Annotated in this window: 17 protein-coding genes and 1 pseudogene; 13 read left to right on the plus strand and 5 right to left on the minus strand. The window is 63.9% G+C overall.

Annotated features, from left to right (window positions below; genetic code table 11):
• Positions 1-137 precede the first annotated feature (137 nt).
• The 7 genes from NKJ17_RS32400 to NKJ17_RS32430 all read left to right on the plus strand — a co-directional run bounded on the left by NKJ17_RS32400 (position 138) and on the right by NKJ17_RS32430 (position 6,732).
• Positions 138-815: a hypothetical protein gene (locus tag NKJ17_RS32400; RefSeq protein WP_352507800.1), complete on the plus strand. Its 678-nt coding sequence runs from the start codon at positions 138-140 to the stop codon at positions 813-815.
• Positions 816-924: 109 nt separating this feature from the next.
• Entirely contained in the window at positions 925-1,527 is a 603-nt protein-coding gene (locus tag NKJ17_RS32405; RefSeq protein WP_254819663.1) for a CDP-alcohol phosphatidyltransferase family protein, read from the plus strand.
• Positions 1,528-1,553: 26 nt separating this feature from the next.
• Positions 1,554-3,341 (plus strand): bifunctional alpha/beta hydrolase/class I SAM-dependent methyltransferase, encoded by a 1,788-nt coding sequence (locus tag NKJ17_RS32410; protein WP_352691788.1) that lies wholly within the window; start codon positions 1,554-1,556, stop codon positions 3,339-3,341.
• 2 nt (positions 3,342-3,343) lie between these two features.
• Complete coding sequence (locus NKJ17_RS32415; protein WP_352507802.1) at positions 3,344-4,681, plus strand: phosphatase PAP2/dual specificity phosphatase family protein; 1,338 nt, start codon at positions 3,344-3,346, stop codon at positions 4,679-4,681.
• Positions 4,678-5,103: a hypothetical protein gene (locus NKJ17_RS32420; protein WP_352691790.1), complete on the plus strand. Its 426-nt coding sequence runs from the start codon at positions 4,678-4,680 to the stop codon at positions 5,101-5,103. The genes NKJ17_RS32415 and NKJ17_RS32420 overlap by 4 nt, the downstream gene beginning before the upstream one ends.
• 8 nt (positions 5,104-5,111) lie before the next feature.
• On the plus strand, positions 5,112-5,774 hold the full coding sequence (locus NKJ17_RS32425; RefSeq protein WP_254819667.1) for a lysophospholipid acyltransferase family protein: 663 nt from the start codon (positions 5,112-5,114) through the stop codon (positions 5,772-5,774).
• 22 nt (positions 5,775-5,796) lie between these two features.
• Positions 5,797-6,732: a phosphatidate cytidylyltransferase gene (locus tag NKJ17_RS32430; protein WP_254819727.1), complete on the plus strand. Its 936-nt coding sequence runs from the start codon at positions 5,797-5,799 to the stop codon at positions 6,730-6,732.
• Positions 6,733-6,857: 125 nt separating this feature from the next.
• On the opposite strand, the gene NKJ17_RS32435 is transcribed toward NKJ17_RS32430, so the two are convergent.
• Complete coding sequence (locus tag NKJ17_RS32435; protein WP_352507803.1) at positions 6,858-8,849, minus strand: AI-2E family transporter; 1,992 nt, start codon at positions 8,847-8,849, stop codon at positions 6,858-6,860.
• Between the two features lie 306 nt (positions 8,850-9,155).
• On the opposite strand from NKJ17_RS32435, the gene NKJ17_RS32440 reads away from it, so the two are divergent.
• The 3 genes and pseudogenes from NKJ17_RS32440 (at position 9,156) to NKJ17_RS32450 (ending at position 11,962) form a co-directional block, all read left to right on the plus strand.
• Positions 9,156-9,446 (plus strand): hypothetical protein, encoded by a 291-nt coding sequence (locus NKJ17_RS32440; protein ID WP_254819668.1) that lies wholly within the window; start codon positions 9,156-9,158, stop codon positions 9,444-9,446.
• A 256-nt stretch (positions 9,447-9,702) separates the two neighbouring features.
• Positions 9,703-9,798: pseudogene (locus tag NKJ17_RS32445) on the plus strand (alkylphosphonate utilization protein); the annotation flags it as partial.
• A 193-nt stretch (positions 9,799-9,991) separates the two neighbouring features.
• Positions 9,992-11,962: an acyltransferase family protein gene (locus tag NKJ17_RS32450; protein ID WP_352691792.1), complete on the plus strand. Its 1,971-nt coding sequence runs from the start codon at positions 9,992-9,994 to the stop codon at positions 11,960-11,962.
• Positions 11,963-12,190: 228 nt separating this feature from the next.
• Here NKJ17_RS32450 and NKJ17_RS32455 read toward each other — a convergent pair whose 3' ends face one another.
• Positions 12,191-12,469, minus strand: coding sequence for a DUF2285 domain-containing protein (locus tag NKJ17_RS32455; protein WP_352475563.1), 279 nt, complete (start codon positions 12,467-12,469; stop codon positions 12,191-12,193).
• Between the two features lie 227 nt (positions 12,470-12,696).
• On the opposite strand from NKJ17_RS32455, the gene NKJ17_RS32460 reads away from it, so the two are divergent.
• Positions 12,697-13,014, plus strand: coding sequence for a hypothetical protein (locus NKJ17_RS32460; RefSeq protein ID WP_352691793.1), 318 nt, complete (start codon positions 12,697-12,699; stop codon positions 13,012-13,014).
• Positions 13,015-13,261: 247 nt separating this feature from the next.
• The gene (locus NKJ17_RS32465) at positions 13,262-13,570 is read left to right on the plus strand and encodes a hypothetical protein (RefSeq protein ID WP_292664589.1); all 309 of its coding nucleotides are present in this window, start codon (positions 13,262-13,264) and stop codon (positions 13,568-13,570) included.
• Positions 13,571-13,614: 44 nt separating this feature from the next.
• Here the strand turns inward: NKJ17_RS32465 and NKJ17_RS32470 are convergent, their stop codons facing one another.
• From NKJ17_RS32470 to NKJ17_RS32480, 3 genes are all read right to left on the minus strand, one after another.
• Positions 13,615-14,220, minus strand: coding sequence for a DUF6456 domain-containing protein (locus NKJ17_RS32470; RefSeq protein WP_352475566.1), 606 nt, complete (start codon positions 14,218-14,220; stop codon positions 13,615-13,617).
• A 61-nt stretch (positions 14,221-14,281) separates the two neighbouring features.
• Positions 14,282-14,866, minus strand: a complete 585-nt coding sequence (locus NKJ17_RS32475; protein WP_352475567.1) for a GcrA cell cycle regulator — start codon at positions 14,864-14,866, stop codon at positions 14,282-14,284.
• 121 nt (positions 14,867-14,987) lie between these two features.
• Positions 14,988-15,386 (minus strand): hypothetical protein, encoded by a 399-nt coding sequence (locus NKJ17_RS32480; RefSeq protein WP_352691794.1) that lies wholly within the window; start codon positions 15,384-15,386, stop codon positions 14,988-14,990.
• 74 nt (positions 15,387-15,460) lie between these two features.
• Here NKJ17_RS32480 and NKJ17_RS32485 point away from each other — a divergent pair, with 74 nt between their 5' ends.
• Positions 15,461-16,165 carry an XRE family transcriptional regulator gene (locus NKJ17_RS32485; RefSeq protein ID WP_352691796.1) on the plus strand — a complete coding sequence of 235 codons (705 nt, stop codon included), beginning with the start codon at positions 15,461-15,463 and terminating at the stop codon, positions 16,163-16,165.
• Positions 16,166-16,429 lie beyond the last annotated feature (264 nt).

Here is a 16,429-nt window from a genome sequence, read left to right on the forward strand (position 1 = left end):
GCCGAAGACGGAGCGCGCTCAGGCCAAGGCCAAGCGTATCGCCATCAACGGCGGCAACGGCAAGTCCTGATGGCTCGCAGCAGGACGACGCCCGCTTCTGCCCTGCCGGTTCCGGCGGGCAGAAGCGGGGAATGTCGATGACCCGTTCTCCCGACGCTCCGGTTCCGCCTGACCAGGCGCAGCAAGTCTTGCAGTGCCTGACGACCGAGCATTTCGTGCTGCAAAACGCTCGCGCCGCGACCATTCAGGAAGCGAACCAGCGAGCCAATCTGTTCCTGACGTCGGTCTCGAGCGCAACGATTGCCTTGTCCTTCGTCGCCCAGGTCACGGAGATGGGCAGGCCGTTCGTGTTGTTCAGCCTTATCTTGCTACCTTGCCTTTTCTTCATCGGCCTGGTCACCTTCGTGCGCGCTGTGCAGGTTGCCATCGAGGACATGGTGCATGCCCGCGGCATGGCCAGGATCCGCCACTATTTCGTCGAGCTGGCGCCGGTCCTGCAAAGATACCTTGTCAACTCCACGCATGACGACCTCTCGGCGGTGCTGGTCGACAAGGGCCTCCGCCCCTCGCCGCTGCAATATTTCATGACCACCGCTGGGATGGTGGGCACGATCAACGGCGCCATCGCCGGCGCCTTCACCGGCATCGTTGTTAAGTCCGCTTTCGGCGGAGGCATGTCGCCCGGCGTGATTTGCGGGCTGGCGGTCTTCGCGACATGCATTCTCGTCCTGCGGCGTTATCATAGTCGCGCCTGGGCCACGGCCGAAGAAAGCTTGCCAGCACGGTTCCCGGTCGACAATGACAGGAAAAGCTAGCGCCGACATATCCGGATGTCGAAAAATGGCAGGGCGCCGCCCTTGCGTCTTGCGCGCCAATTGACCATCCTCGCCAACATCATTTGCACCGCGGCCGGGGGGTTCGCACATGCCGACGCTTTATGCGCTGAAACCGGCCTTCCAGGCCAGGCTGCGGCCGCTTGCCGACGGCCTGGCCAAGGCCGGCGTCACCGCCAACCAGATCACACTGTTGGCCGCTGCCCTCTCGCTCGCTGCCGGCCTTGCGGTGGCAGCCCTTGCAGGCCGCCGCGCGGTCTTTCTGCTGATGCCGCTCGTGCTGTTTACGCGAATGGCGCTAAACGCCATTGACGGCATGCTCGCAAGGGAACATGGCCAGGCCTCGACGCTCGGCATGTATCTCAACGAGCTTTGTGATGTCGTCTCCGATCTCGCTTTGATCCTGGCCTTTACTGTCATTTTTCCTGCCTGGGGCGTCGTTGCATTCGCTATCGCGGCTATGATCGCGGAATTCGCCGGCGTGCTCGGCATCGCGGCCGGAGCTGGGCGCAACTATGCCGGCCCGTTCGGCAAAAGCGACCGGGCGCTGGCGCTTGGCATCCTCGCGGTGCTTATCGCGTCCGGCCTGTGGGTCCCGGCGCTCACGCCGCTCGTGTTTCCGGCCATGGCTACACTCTCGCTGGCGACCGCCATCAACCGGATACGCAGCGGCCTTAACGGGAGCGGTAGCTGAATTCCGGTCTCGCCAGGGAGAACAACATGCTTCACCAACAGACGGTTGCCGCCGTGGCTTCAGTCAATATCGAGCGGGTGGCGCAGGAGCGCAGCTTCAAGAGCCACGATGGCACAGAGATCTTCTATCGCTATTGGCCGGCGCTGTCGGAAAACCCCAAGGGCGCCATCCTGCTGTTCCACCGCGGCCACGAGCATGGCGGCCGTATGGCGCATCTGGTCGACGAGTTCCAGATGCCCGACCACGCCTTCTATGCCTGGGACGCGCGCGGCAATGGCCGCTCCGCCGGCGAACGCGGCTATGCGCCGTCATTTGCCGCGCTGGTGCGCGACATCGATTGTTTTGTGCGCGAGATCGACAGCGACGGCTTTGCCCGGCGCGACATCGCGCTGATCGCGCAATCCTTCGCCGCCGTGCTTGCCGCCGCCTGGGTGCACGATTACGCGCCCGACATTCGCGCCCTGGTGCTGGCCTCGCCAGCCTTCTCGGTCAAGCTCTACGTGCCCCTCGCCAAGCAAGGCATCGCGTTGTGGCAGAAGCTGAAGGGCCGCTTCTTCGTGAATTCCTACGTCAAGGCGAAATTCCTGACGCATGACCCCGAGCGTATCGCCTCCTTCGACGCCGACCCGCTGATCACCCGGCCGATCGCCTCCAACATCCTGGTCGAGCTCTACGACCATGCTGCGCGCATCGTCGCCGACGGACGCGCCATCACGGTGCCGACACAGCTTCTGATCTCCGGCAGTGACTGGGTGGTGCGGCATGAACCGCAGCACGAGTTTTTCGTCAATCTGGCGAGCCCGGCCAAGGAGCGGCATGTTTTGGCCGGCTTCTTCCACGACACGCTGGGCGAGCGCGACCGCCACAAGGCACTCGACCTGATCAGGCCTTTCCTTGAAAAGCAATTCGCGGCGCCGGAAAAGCCGGTCGACCTGACCGAGGCCGACCGCGCCGGCTACACGCGCGACGAGGCCGACCGGCTTGCCTCGCCGCTGCCGCTGCTGTCGCTAAGGGGCCTCTACTGGGCAATGAGCCGCGCTTCGATCCGCATGGGCGCCTGGCTGTCGTCCGGTATGAAGACGGGGATTGCCACCGGCTTCGATTCGGGCTCGACGCTCGACTATGTCTACGAGAACGAGGCGCGGGGCATCAGCCCCATCGGCCGCATGATCGACCGCACCTTTCTCGATGCCATCGGCTGGCGCGGCATCCGCCAGCGCAAGCTGCATCTGGAAGAACTGATCGGCAGCGCCGCCGCCTCGTTCAAGGCCGCCGGCCGGCCGGTCCATATCGTCGATATCGCCGCCGGCCATGGCCGCTACGTGCTCGATGCCGTGCAGAAATGCGCCGAGCCGCCGGCAAGCGTACGGCTGCAGGATTTCTCCGAGCTCAACGTCTCGCTCGGCCGCAAGCTGATCGCCGAGCGCCAGCTGCCGGCGAGCGTCACTTTCCATCAAGGTGACGCCTTCGACGCCACGATGCTGGCCGGGCTCGACCCGGCGCCGGATCTCGCCATCGTCTCGGGGCTCTACGAATTGTTTGCCGACAATGCCGTGATCGCCCGCTCGCTCGGTGGACTGGCCAGCGCCATGCAGCCGGGAAGCCTGCTCGTCTATACCAACCAGCCCTGGCATCCGCAGCTCGAGATGATCGCGCGCAGCCTGACCTCGCATCGCGGCGGCCAGTCCTGGGTGATGCGCCGCTGCACGCAGGCCGAGATGGACCAGCTGGTGGCGGCCGCCGGCTTTGAGAAGCTCGACCAGCGCATCGACCAGTGGGGCATCTTCACCGTTTCGGTCGCGCGGCGCGTCTGAACATGGACTTGCCTGCCTCTGCCTTACCTCGCGATGCCCTTCCGGCCTTGCCGCGCGAGCCGTATCCCGGGATCGTCCTGCGCGCCGCATTGTGGCTGGCATTTCTGGCGCCGTTCTTCTACGCCACCTACGGCTTCGCCAATTGGCTGGCGTCGCGGCGCGACGATGTCGGCAGCATCGTCTACGGCTGGGAGCATGGCATCCCGTTCCTTGCCTGGACGATCGTGCCCTACTGGTCGATCAACCTGTTCTATGGCTTGTCGTTGCTGTTGAACAATTCGAAGAGCGGCGTCGACCGCCTTGCCGGCCGCTATCTGACGGCGCAGCTCGTCGCCGTCGCCTGCTTCATCCTGTTCCCGCTGACTGCGACCTTCGTGCGCCCGCAGACGAGCGGCCTGCCCGGCTTCATGTTCGCCGTGCTCGGCGGCTTCGACAAACCCTTCAACCAGGCGCCGTCGCTGCATATCGCGCTGCTGGTCATCATCTGGGACCATTGGCGTTACAGATTGACCGGCATCGCCGGCTTCGCTTGGCATGTCTGGTGTTTCCTGATCGGCGCCTCGGTGCTGACGACGTGGCAGCACCATTTCATCGACATTCCGACCGGCGCGCTGCTCGGCCTTTTCGCCCTGTGGCTGTTTCCGCGCGACAGCGAGCTGCCGTTCACCGGCTTCCGCCTGAGCGCTGACCCGAAGGCACGGCGGTTGGCGCTGTTCTATGCGCTCGGCGCAAGCCTTGCACTGGCCGGCGCCGCTGCCGGCGCGTTGGTCTCGGCGCTGTGGCTCATCCTGTTGTGGCCGGCACTGGCGCTGGCCATAGTCGCTTTCGCCTATGCCGGCGCCGGCGCCAAAGTGTTCCAGAAAACAGCCGATGGCCGCGTGTCGCTGGCCAGCCGTCTACTGCTTTGGCCCTACCGCCTTGGCGCCAAGGCCAATGTGTGGGCGTGGACGCGAAAGCTTCCGGCGCATATCGTCATTGCCGACGGTGTTTCCCTTGGCCGTTTTCCGACCGCCGCCGAAGCCGACCCTTTCGGCACGGTGATCGACCTTGCCGGCGAACTGGAAAGGCCGCGTGGCGCCTCGATCCGGTGGGTGAGCCTGCCCATGGTCGACCTTTTGCCGCCGTCTCGCGAGGCGCGTGCGCAAGCGGTGGCGGCGATCGAGGCGGCGCAGAAGCAGGGCGCGGTGCTGGTCTGCTGTGCGCTCGGCTTCCAACGCAGCGCCGCCGTGGTCGCCGAATGGCTGGTCGCCAGCGGCCGGGCCGCCACGCCCGATCAGGCGCGAGGCAAGCTCGCCGCCGCGGGCCGGCCGGTGCATCTTTGCACGGACGCACCGGCATGACCGCCTATCGTGACAGGGCCGAAGCGTTCGCTGCCGGGCTGATGGTGCAGGTGGCATGGCCGCTGCTGCTGATTGCTGCTGCCTTCCTGGCGGCGCCGGTCATCGGCCTGGCGGCTGCGCCGCAAACATCGTCGCTGTCCGCGGTAGCCTGGCTGATCGCCGCCGCAAGTGCCATAGCCACAATCATTCTCTCGGCCCTGCTTTTGTTCGACGCGCTGCTGTTTCGGTTGATGGCCAGCCACGCCAGCGAGGCAGGCGGCGGCGCGGCGATCGACGACGTGCTGGCGCGCATGCGGCTGAAGTCCACTGCCGGCGGCCGCTCACTCGAGCAGCGGATGGCCGGCACGCGCCGCCTGCTCGCCAAGCAGCGTATCGCGTTCGGCCTGTTCGCGGCGGCCTCGGTCGTCGCGGCATTCTTTTGAGCCCGTCCATGACAAAGCTTCGCGTCAGCACCTATACCCTGCTGCAGACGGTGACCTCGGTCGGCCTGTCGGCGCTGGCCTGGGCGGTCACCGGCGTGCGGCCGATCTGGAACGGCAGCCAGCCATCGGACCGGCAGCGCATCTACTTCGCCAACCATGCCAGCCACGGCGATTTCATCCTGCTGTCGGCCTGCCTCAGCGAGAAGGAACGCGCCCGTACCCATGCGGTGGCGGCCGCCGATTATTGGGGCAAGACGCGGCTGCGCCGGTTCATCGCCGAGGACATGCTGTCTTCCGTGCTGATCCACCGGCAGTGGACGGATGAAACGCAGCACCCGATCTCGATCATGCTGTCGGTGCTCGACCAGGGCCATTCGCTGATCCTGTTTCCCGAAGGCACGCGCAACATGACCGACGAACCGCTCCTGCCGTTTCGCTCCGGCCTCTACAATCTGTCGATGGCGCGACCCGATGTCGAGCTCATCCCGTGCTGGATCGAGAACATGTCGCGGGTGCTGCCCAAGGGGCAATTCGTGCCGGTGCCGCTGCTCTGCCGCGTCGTCTTCGGCGCGCCGATCGCCATTCAACCTGGTGAGGAACGCCGCGCCTTTCTCGACCGCGCCCGCGAAACGCTGCTGGCGCTGAACCCCCGGCCGGAGCGAGACGATTGAGGATCAAGGCAAAATGCTGCCGATGATGCACGAAACCCTCATTCTGATTGTCGGCCTGCTGGCGGTGCTGATCAGCGCCAGCGTCGTCGCCGGCGTTTTGTCGTGGCGCGCGCCGAAGCCGTTGTCGCCGACGCTGGTCAACCTCACCCAGCGCATCAATGCCTGGTGGGTGATGGTGGTGGCGATCACCGTTGCCTTCTTCTTCGGCCGCCCCGGCATGACCATCCTGTTCGCGCTGATTTCGTTCGCCGCGTTGCGCGAATTCGTGACGCTGACGCACAGCCGCCGCAGCGACCACTGGGTGCTGCTCGGCATGTTCGGCATCGTCATCCCGTTCCAGTACTGGCTGGTGTGGACCGCCTGGTATGGCCTGTTCACCATCTTCATCCCGGTCTACTGCTTCCTGCTGATGCCGGCGATCACCGCGCTGCACGGCGACACCGAGCGCTTTCTCGAGCGCGTCTCGGCGCAGCAATGGGCGGTCATGATTTCGGTCTACTGCGTCAGCCACGTGCCGGCGCTGCTGACGCTCGATGTGCCTGGCTTCGAAGGCCGCAACCTGTTGCTGATCGCTTTCCTGATCATCACCGTGCAAGGCAGCGACGTGCTGCAATATATCTTCGGCAAGCTGTTCGGCCGGCATCTCCTGGCGCCGACGGTCTCGCCGTCGAAGACTTGGGAGGGGCTGGTCGGCGGGCTGGCGGCATCGAGCCTGCTCGGCGTGCTGCTGTCGTTTCTGACGCCGTTTTCGCCGCTGCAGGCAGCCGGCGTCGCCTTCATCGCCTGCCTGATGGGCTTCCTCGGCGGGCTGGTCGCCTCCGCCATCAAGCGCGATCAGGGCGTCAAGGACTGGGGCCATCTGATCGAAGGCCATGGCGGCATGATGGACCGTGCTGACAGCCTGGTCTTCGCCGCCCCGGTCTTCTTCCATACGGTGCGCTATTTCTGGACTGTATGAAGGTTGGCGCCGTTTGCCGGGGCGGACGGTTCAGCGCGACCTTGCGAGGATAACCTGATCCGTTTGGTTATTACCACTTTCGCGAAAGCGGTAATAACCCGACCTGCCGCCGTCGTCGGCCGCGTTCATTTTGCCGCGGCGAGCGGCTCTTTCTTGCGCGCCGGCGTCAAGCGGCGCATGCGGCGTTTGGCGGTAGCCTTCAGCGCCACCGGCGGAGCGCTGGACAACGCGCCGAGCACCGCGCCGACCATGCCGTGTGCGACGAAATCGGCATTGATCTCGTTGGCCAATCTGGCGTCTGCCTCCTGGTTGTCGCTGTCGGGTTCCGACCACAACACGATACCCACCCGCAACCTTGGTTTGGCGCGTTTCAGCCGACGGACCAGGAACCGGCCGTGCTTGACGGAATCGCGGTTCAAAAATCCGACGACGACGGTATCGACGGCGTCGAGTTCAAGGCGGCGAATGCTTCCCGGTTCCAGATCGGCGAAGCTCGCCCTCAACACCGTAGCGCCCTGGACTTCGAGCACCTGCGCCAGCATGGCGGCAGCGGCGTCGTCGAGTTCGCCGCGCCCTCCGGCGCACAGCACCGACATGCCCGTGCCATCCGGCAGTTCGGTGTCGTCCTCGTCCTCCCCCTGAATCTGCTTGTCCTCGCGTACACCATTGTCCTCGGCCGCGGCCGTATCGTCCGCTTCCGCCTCCTCCTGCGCGCTGTCGTCGAGGTTCGCCACCATCGTCAGCGCGCTGCCGGCGACCTGCTGTCTTTGCTCATCGCTCAACACACCACGCACACGGTCCTGCTCGCCGAGCAGAAGTGCGGGAATCGCGACCTTGTCGTAGAACTCGACTAGATAGTTTTCCTCCAGCATCTCCTCGGCATGGTCTGTCGCTTCCTCGGGATCGCCGGCCAGCAGCCGTTGGTAAAGCCGGGCGTGCGGTTCGAGCACGGGTTCGTTGCCGAACAGAACGTCGAGGAATTCGAACTGCGGCACATGGCGGCCGAGCACGACGAGGCAGACCGTGAGCGGCGTCGACAGAACCAGGCCCAATGGCCCCCAGAGCCAGGTCCAGAAGATCGCCGCAACGATGATGGCCAATGGCGACAGCCCGGTGCGCGAGCCGTAGAGCCAGGGTTCGATCACGTTGCCGGTGATCAGTTCCACGACCACGAAAAGCCCGGCGGTCCATAGCACGAGCGACCAGCCGGGCGCCACGGCCAGCGCCAGGAACAGAGGCAGCAGCGTCGCGATGACCGGGCCGATATAGGGAACGAAGCGCAGCGCCAGCGCCAGCAAGCCCCACAGCAATGGATTGGGTATGCCCAGAACCCAAAGCCCGAACGTAATCGGCACGGCATAGACGATGTTCACGACCAATTGCATGAGCAGGTAGCGGCCGACCCGCTTGCCGGCATCCTGCAGCGCCTCGGTGGTTCGATGCAGATCGCCGTAGCCGACGAGACGTATGAAACGATCGCGCAGGTCTTCCCGCTCGAGCAGCATGAATATGACGACCACGACGATCAGCCCGGCCGATCCCAGCGGGCTCAGCAGCGGGCCGATCAGATTCTGGAGAACCTCGAGCGGTCGTTCGCGCGCGACGATTTCGACCGGGATCGGCTCCCGCGGAGGCTGATCGGCGGCGGGTTGCACAGGTCCGGGTCTGTCGAGTTCCTGGCCGACGCGTTCGATCACCCGGCTCAATCTGGAAACGATACCGCCGCCGACGCCGGTGTCCTTGAGGGACCGGACCTTGGTCAGGATATTAGCCTGGTAAAGCGGGATGTTCTGCGCCAGTTCACTGACCTGCGTGGCGACGATGAAGGAGAACAGCGCCAGCACCGTGAATGCGCCGAGCACGCTCGCGATCACGGCAGGAAGACGCGGAATGCCAGCGCGCTTGAGTGCCGACACCATCGGTACAAGCGCAAAGGTAAGCAGCAGGGCGATTGCGATTGGCAGAAAGACCTCGCGCCCGAAATAGAGCGCCGCGACGGCCGTCACGACCGACGCTACGCTGGGCAACGATGTGCGCGGAAGCGCCCTGGCAGCGGCAACAATGCCCGCCCGCCGGGGCTCCGACAGGTGCGCGCCGTTTCGACGATTTGCCGCCACTTGATACCTCCGCCCCGCCGTCGCCATGATCGGGCATATTGAGCCGGCGTGCAACTTCGCAGCGTCTCCCCCAACTGGACACCGATTGCCCTGGACCTTAATTGGCTTTGTCGGGCTTCAGATCGGCAGCGCGGCTATTCAGTCACGGTAGAATTTTTCAGTCACGGTAGAATTTTTTGCATAAATGGCGTCACGGGCAATCCTGTTCCATGTCTGCGCCGGAACGCGGAACTTTTGGGTCAAAACACCGTTCCTTCGTAGATCGCTGATGGACAACCTCAAAGCAGCAGCTCAGGAGGAATGATCATGAACATCAAGATGCTTTGCATGGGCGCGATGGCGCTTTCGATGATGACCGGCGCAGCGCTTGCCGCCGGTGCCACTGGCACTTCGGCGCTCGACGATCCGCAGAAAATGTCACCCTTCTTCACCGACGCCGGCATGAAGAGCATGAAGTCGGAAGCCGAATTCAAGACCGCATGGATGGCCATGTCCACGAGCGACCGGGCCATGGTGTTGAAGGAATGCAGCGACGCCGGCATTGCCAAGACGCATGCCGACTTCTGCAAGATGGCCAACCAGCTCGGTAACAAGTGACCGCCGGCGTCTTGCCGATCGCAATAACGGACCAAGCGAAAGGGCGGGCAGGTCCGTCATTGCGCGACCTTCCAGTCTGCACGGCGGCTTAGCCATTTGACGTCGCTACGCCGGAATATCCGCGCAATGAAGGCCACGGCTTTTGTTCGATTGCCGTGGCGCCATCGGCATGGCCTGGTCGGAACGCATGTCGCGGAGTGGCAATGCCACCCCGAGCGGTCCCGTCTGCTCGCAGCCCGCCGGTTAGCCTCCGCATGGCATTGCCGGCACCGGCGATCCAGGCGAGATCGCATGCAGCACCAGGCAGCTGAAGGGCCTGGTGCTGAAGACCGAGTTTTTGAAAAAGGCCTGATCGCCTCGGCACCCTTCGCTTCCATCTCAATCGCCTCATGACTGAACCGCCAATGTGAGCGAATCGCCCATGCGACGAGTGGGAGGAGCCTGTCCCCTCGCCCTATGTTGCACTGCGTTAGATTTGTTGCATTGCAATATCGGCGCATCGGGTCGAGCCTCTGCGAGGTGGGCATTCCTTGCACGAGGTGATTGTGTCGGCATCATTTCGGCCTGACATCGAAGGGCTGCGCGCACTGGCGGTGGCGGGTGTCATCGCCTTCCATTTTGGTCTCTCCGGCCTGCCCGGCGGCTTTGCTGGCGTCGACATCTTCTTCGTCATCTCCGGCTACCTGATTACAAAACACCTGGTTACGGAAATAACCGAAACCGGGCGGCTGAACCTCTGGCGCTTCTACGCCCGGCGCGCCCGGCGCCTGCTGCCGGCGGCACTGTTCGTCATTCTCGCCACGCTGTTTGCTGGTTACTTCATCCTGTCGCCGGAGGAACAGGCGCTCTATTCGAAAGGCGCTATGTTCGCCTCCGCCTACATGATCAACCTCTGGCTGATCCGCTGGTCGTTCGACTATTTCGCCGCCGACGCCACCAACAACCCCTTCATCCACTTCTGGTCGCTGTCGGTCGAAGAACAATTCTATTTGGCATGGCCGGCGCTGCTTTTGATGGCCGCATGGCTGCGCCCGGGCAAGCGCACCGCTATAATCGTCATTGGCCTCGCCGGCCTAGCCTCCTTCGCCGCCTGCGCCTGGCTGACGGAAGTGTCGCAGCCCTGGGCCTTCTACTTCTCGCCGCTCAGGGCCTGGGAATTCGCCGCCGGCGGGCTCGCGACCATGGCGCCGGCAAAGATCTGGCGCGACCGGCCGCTGCTCGCCACGTTCCAGGCATGCCTCGGTCTGGTGCTGATTGCCTGGGCCTATCTGATGCTGGACGAAGACTCACCGTTTCCCGGGGTGAATGCGCTGGCGCCTGTCGCCGGCACCGTGCTGCTGCTGCTCAGCGGCAGCGGCGGCCGCAATCTGCCGAGCGCAGTGCTGGCGCTGCCGCCCATGCAATGGCTGGGCCGGCTGTCGTATTCGCTCTATCTCTGGCACTGGCCAGTCATCGTCTACGCGGCAATGGTGGTTCCCAACCTGTCCATCCTGGACCGCTTTGCCTGCGCGGCGCTGACGCTGCTTCTGTCGATGTTCACCTATCATTTCGTCGAGAACCCGATCCGCCGCAATGGCTGGCTGATGGCCGGAGCAGCGCGGGCGCTGGTGCCCGCCGTCGCGCTGACCGGCGCCGGCGTGGTGGCGGCCTATGGCAATGCGCGCTTTGCCGAGCACAATCTCAGCCCCGAACAGCACGTCATCGCCGACAGCGCCGCCCAACTCTCCACCGTGCGCGCGACCAATGGCGGCTGCGTGCTCGATTTCGAGACCGTCAAGCCGAAGCCCTGCATGTTCGGCCGCAAGGATGCCCAACGCTCGGTCGTGCTGTTCGGCGACTCGCATGCCGACCATTGGTCGACGCCGCTGATCAAGGCGGCCGAGAAGAACAATTTTCGCGTCGTCACCTTTCTCAAATCCTCCTGCCGGGCTTCGCGGGTGACGACCTGGAACTGGCGGCTGAAGCGCGACTACACCGAATGCGACCAGTGGCGCGAGCAGTCGGTCAAGGACATCATCGCGCTGCACCCGCAACTGGTGGTGATTTCGGAATTCTCGATCGGCAATGTGATGAAGGAATCGCCCGAGGAGTTGAAGCACGCCGATTGGCAAGCGCAGTGGCGGACGGGCCTCACCTGGACGCTTCAGGCCTTCAGCCAGGCCGGCATCAAGGTCGCGGTCATCAGGGACGTTCCCTACAATGCAAGCTACGCCGACAAATGCGTGGCGCGCGCGCTGTGGCGGGGCCAGACGCCCGCGACATGCGACACGCCGAGGATCATGGCGGCAAACGACGACATCGCCACAGTCGAGCGCGACATCGTGCGCTCGACGCCGAACGCCACTTACATCGACATGACCGACCGGTTTTGCGACCAGACCACCTGCCACGTCTTCATCGACGGCAAACTAGCCTTCCGCGACCGCCACCACCTGGCAACGCCCTTCGCCGAAACGCTGGAGCCGGCGGTGGAACGGGCGCTGTTTTCGAATGTGATGGCGGCGGCTGTGAAGTAACAGTGCGGGATCTTGTCGGATCACGACCGACCAGCCCTTGGCGAGCAACCCACGCCAGGTCAGCTAAGGATGAGACCAGCCAGTAAAACGGTAAGGATAAGCGACAGCGGAACTGCAAGAAGGCAGCACAGCTCGAAAGTATTGGCTCGCCAAGAAGTCATTGGTCGCTTTTCCATGTTGGCCTTCTCTCTCAACGGCCAGACCGGGACGGCAGTTCCTAGATGGTGCTCATCCCCACCACTCATCACGCAATTGGCGCAGTTCGTTCCGCTTCCTGGTCATCCATCGTGCACGCGCCAAATGTGTCGCCCACGCCCGGAAAGCCCTCTCCGGCTCCCGCTCCGGATCGATATGCAGAACGATGCGGGCGACCTCACGCCAATCGGTCCCTTCCGCCGAAGCGTCGAGCAGCCGGATATAAGTAAGCATGCGATCTTCGTCATAACCGGTCAGAACCGAAGACGTCGGCGCTGCGTTCGCGATATGAAGGTTTGGCGGCTTTAGCATTGCAACCTACCAGCACTGGCGCACCGTAGCAGCCTATGAAGAAGCCGGCGCCCTTTGATCGGAGGATGCGGATCGAGATTCGCCTCGACGGTCGACAAATGCGGGCCTCAGGCGGGGTTCCGCGCAGTTGGGCTCACGCCTCACCCATCGCGATCGGGTGGGCGCAATCTATGTATTTTACTAGGTATTTCAGTGGAACCTAATTTAGTCGACGCAATTATGCGTGCGTGAGAAAGCGTGAAATCCAGACCGTCACTGAAAGCCGGCTATCGCGGGATCAGTTGGCCGATGATCCAGTGATTGCAGTCGATTTGACCGAACGGATATTGCAGGCGGCCGACAACGACAGGATAGTCTGCCTCGTCGTGGCAACGGAGCAGCTGGAAGCCGACCGCATCGAGAAGGCGGAGCCTAGGGAGACCAGGATTGCCGCTAGTTTCGTCCGGGACTTTGAGGTGATGCTGCTTGTTCTTTATGCGGCCTACGCCCTCGCTGTGCTGGGTGCGACCGCTTTCGTTTTGCTGGAACTGGGGCATGTCCAATAGATCGGCAAGGTGACGGGACTGGCACCGCCCGATTGTCGCTGTTTTGACGGGACACCGGGATACATACGGCGCGGACCACAACCAGCTCGAGGCTTGCGTCGACGGCCACCCTGCCGCACAGCCAGAGGCATTTTCGCCCACGCGGCGCTAATTGGGGCTCTCAGTTGGGGGCATCTTGCTAATTTGTGGAACGAGCCTGCCCCTCGCGGGTTTTTCTATTAGAGGGACGTTAATGAAGGAGGTAGCTATGAAGAAGCTCCTGCTTGCCTCGGTGATCGCCATCGCCTCGGCGGCTTCCGTGATTGGCCCGGCCAATGCCGGCGGCAGCGTCACGATCGGCATCGGCAACGGCTATGACGACGACTATTATTATCGCCACCATCGGTATTCCGATTACGACGATGAGTACGTCCCCCGTTACCGCTATGATGTCTATAACGAGGACTACGCGCCGCGCTACCGGTACCGGTACCACCGGCGCTGCCATACCGAAGTCATCAGGCACTGGCGTCATCACCACCGGATCATCGAAAGAATCCGTGTCTGCCGTCGTTGACGGATCGATCCGGCCGGTAGTGCCGGCCGGATCGGCGGGGCTCCTCATCTCGGCTTGCGCATCAGCATCATGCCGTAATGCACGGCCAATATGTCGAGCCCGATCTTGAGTAGTTTCACCACCACGTCGCGCGGTTCGCCCGCCTGTTCGGCCAGGCTCTTGACCGTTGCGTCGGCACAGCAGACCTTTTGCACGATGCCGGCGATCTCCCAATGGACAAGCGCCCTGGTGGCCTCGGCATGGTCGCGGCCGGCGGACAGGATGTGTTCTGCGACGCCGCTGCCGGTGCGGCCGCCGTCGACACGCTCGGCCCAAGCCATCGGCTTGGCGGTTGCCTCCGACGAACTGCGGAAATCCTGGCGGTAGCGCATCCCCGCCTCGCGCTGCTGGCGCGACAGCGAGGTGAGGCCGCTCAGCGGGTCGACATTGCGCACCCGCACGATGCCGCCGGTCGCAGTGTGGCCGTCATTGGAGACCTCATAGAGGCGCGCCGCCTCCTGTGTTCCTTTGGCCAGCCGCTTGCGGCCGAACCTGTCGTCTTTCAGCGCGAAATCATGGCCGATCTCCTTGCGGATGCGCACCTGCTCGGCCTCGCCCTTCGGCAATCGCGTCGGCCTGGCTTTGGTCTTCTGGGCGATTTTGCTGCTCATCGGCTCGGTCCTCCTGGTTTTTTGTCGTCGGGCTCTGGCGAATTTCCGTCATCCACTGGGCTCAAATCGTTTCGGCCGGCAGCGTGCGCAGGAAGCGCGCCGCGTGATAGGCGCAGTAACTTTTCGAAGGCTTTGTGCGCAGCCCGCAGCACAGCATGTCCAAACCGGGGCGACTGCCGGTGGCATCGTTTTCGGCATCCTCCTGCAGCGTCGTGTCGAGCGGCGCGCGGCAACGGTCGAAAAGGCAATCGATGAAGCGCATGGCGGCGAAATGTGGCTGGCGGCCGCCGGCGGCGATCGGGCGCGGCGCCGGCATTTCGAGCCGCTCGCCATCGGACCCGGTGATCCGAGCCGGACCCGGCTGCCAGGCCGGCGGCGCCAGCCTGGCCGACAGCCTGGCGGGGCGGCAGCGTGGCTCGGCCTTCGGATCGGCCTCCGCTTGGCTTGCGGCATTTGATGGCTCAGGCGCCGAATCTCCGAGCCGGCCGCCCGAGCGTCCGCCACACCGGCCCTTGGATCTGGCAAGGCCGATGGTGCGCAAACGGGCGGTGCGGTGGACGATGCCGATGATGGCCGCGCGCGAGGCCGGGCGGCCGCCCAGCGCGGTCAACCGGGTGGCGATCTTCGCGGCCGACAGCCCGCTCATCAATAAGTTCTCGATTTGTTCCAATTCAGAGGCGGAATAGCGGGCGGCCATGATGTTTTATTCCCTGCAAGGGTGGTTGTGTGTGGCGCCGGCTTCGCCGGCTCTCAGGCTGGAAAGCCGATCAGCCTTCGCGTGGCCTGCTACGATCGAGCTTCATCTCGGCCGCCTGCCTGGTTGCGCCGGAGACTGCCTTGCCCATCCGCTTGTCGAAGGCGATGACCGTGCCGTCTTCGGTACGGATCCAGGAAACCGCGGCACCCGCGTTGCCGGTCGACGGGTAATTCGTGGCCGGAGCCGTGAGGGGAACGGCTCCGGCCGTTCCGGCCGCTTGCGCTGCCGGAACCGAGGCGCGAGCCTCGGGCATCGGCCCGGCCGGGGAGGAGGACAGCCGCGACGAAGGGGAAACGGTTGGCACATGCATGGCCTTGGCGATCGTTTGCGGTACCGCCTCCAGGCCAGCGCCGCCGGCGCGCTGAACGGCGGATTTAAGGACCGAAAGCTGGTGAAGCGACTTGTGCATGCCCGCATAAGAGCATAACTCAAATCATAATGCAAGCGATTCTTGCATAGACGAAACCGAATCTTATGTCTCAGATGGGAGCCATGGCGAAAACTGCACTGTCGATCAAGGTCGGAGCGGCGATCCGCCGGGCGCGCAAGCAGCGCGGCCTGGTGATGCGTCACATTGCCGAGCACAACGACACCGACGTCGCTGCCGTCGGCAATTGGGAGACCGGGCGCAACCTGCCCAAGACCGAGAACCTTTTGAAGACCGCCGCTTTCCTGCGCGTCGATCCGGTGGCGCTCGGCAAGGGCGAGGTCGTCTTCCTCGAAGATGCTGGACCGGTCGCCGATGCCGAGATCGTCACCGATCCCGGCCCCCTGCCCGCCGGACCGATGGACATCCAGCTTCTCGGCACCGCCGTCGGCGGCGACGATGGCGACTTCACCTTCAACGGCCAACCGGCCGGCTATGTCCAGCGGCCGCCGGGGATCCGGCATCTGCGCAATGTGTTTGCGCTGCACGTGCTGAGCGATTCGATGGTGCCGCGCTACGAGCCCGGCGAGATGATCTATTGCGGCGGCCGCGACGCCGTGCCCGGCGACCATGTGGTGATCGAGACGCTGCCCGAAGAGAACGAGCAAAACGGCAAGGCCTTCATCAAGAAGCTGGTCAAGCGCACCGCCGCCGAGTTGATCGTCGAGCAGTACAATCCGCCCAAGACGCTGACCTTCAACCGCTACGCCATCAAAAACGTCTTCCGCGTCATCCCGCTCAAGGAACTGCTGGGGTATTGAGGAGGGTTTTCCCTTCTCCCCTTGTGGGAGAAGGTGGCCGAGCGAAGCTCGGTCGGATGAGGGGTGCCGGACGGATCGCTACGTAAGGCTTTAAAATCGTTCCATATTTTAACGCCGAGTTTCTTCCAGCACCCCTCATCCGGCTCGGCGCTACGCGCCGATCCACCTTCTCCCACAAGGGGCCTGTTGCGCAGTAACCGGGGATGTTTGGATGGGGCGGGATCGCAGGGATTTCGCTCGTCTTTGTGAGCTCCGCCCCCTTGT

Source organism: Mesorhizobium sp. M0208, assembly GCF_040322015.1.
In the GTDB taxonomy this organism is placed as follows: Bacteria; Pseudomonadota; Alphaproteobacteria; order Rhizobiales; family Rhizobiaceae; genus Mesorhizobium.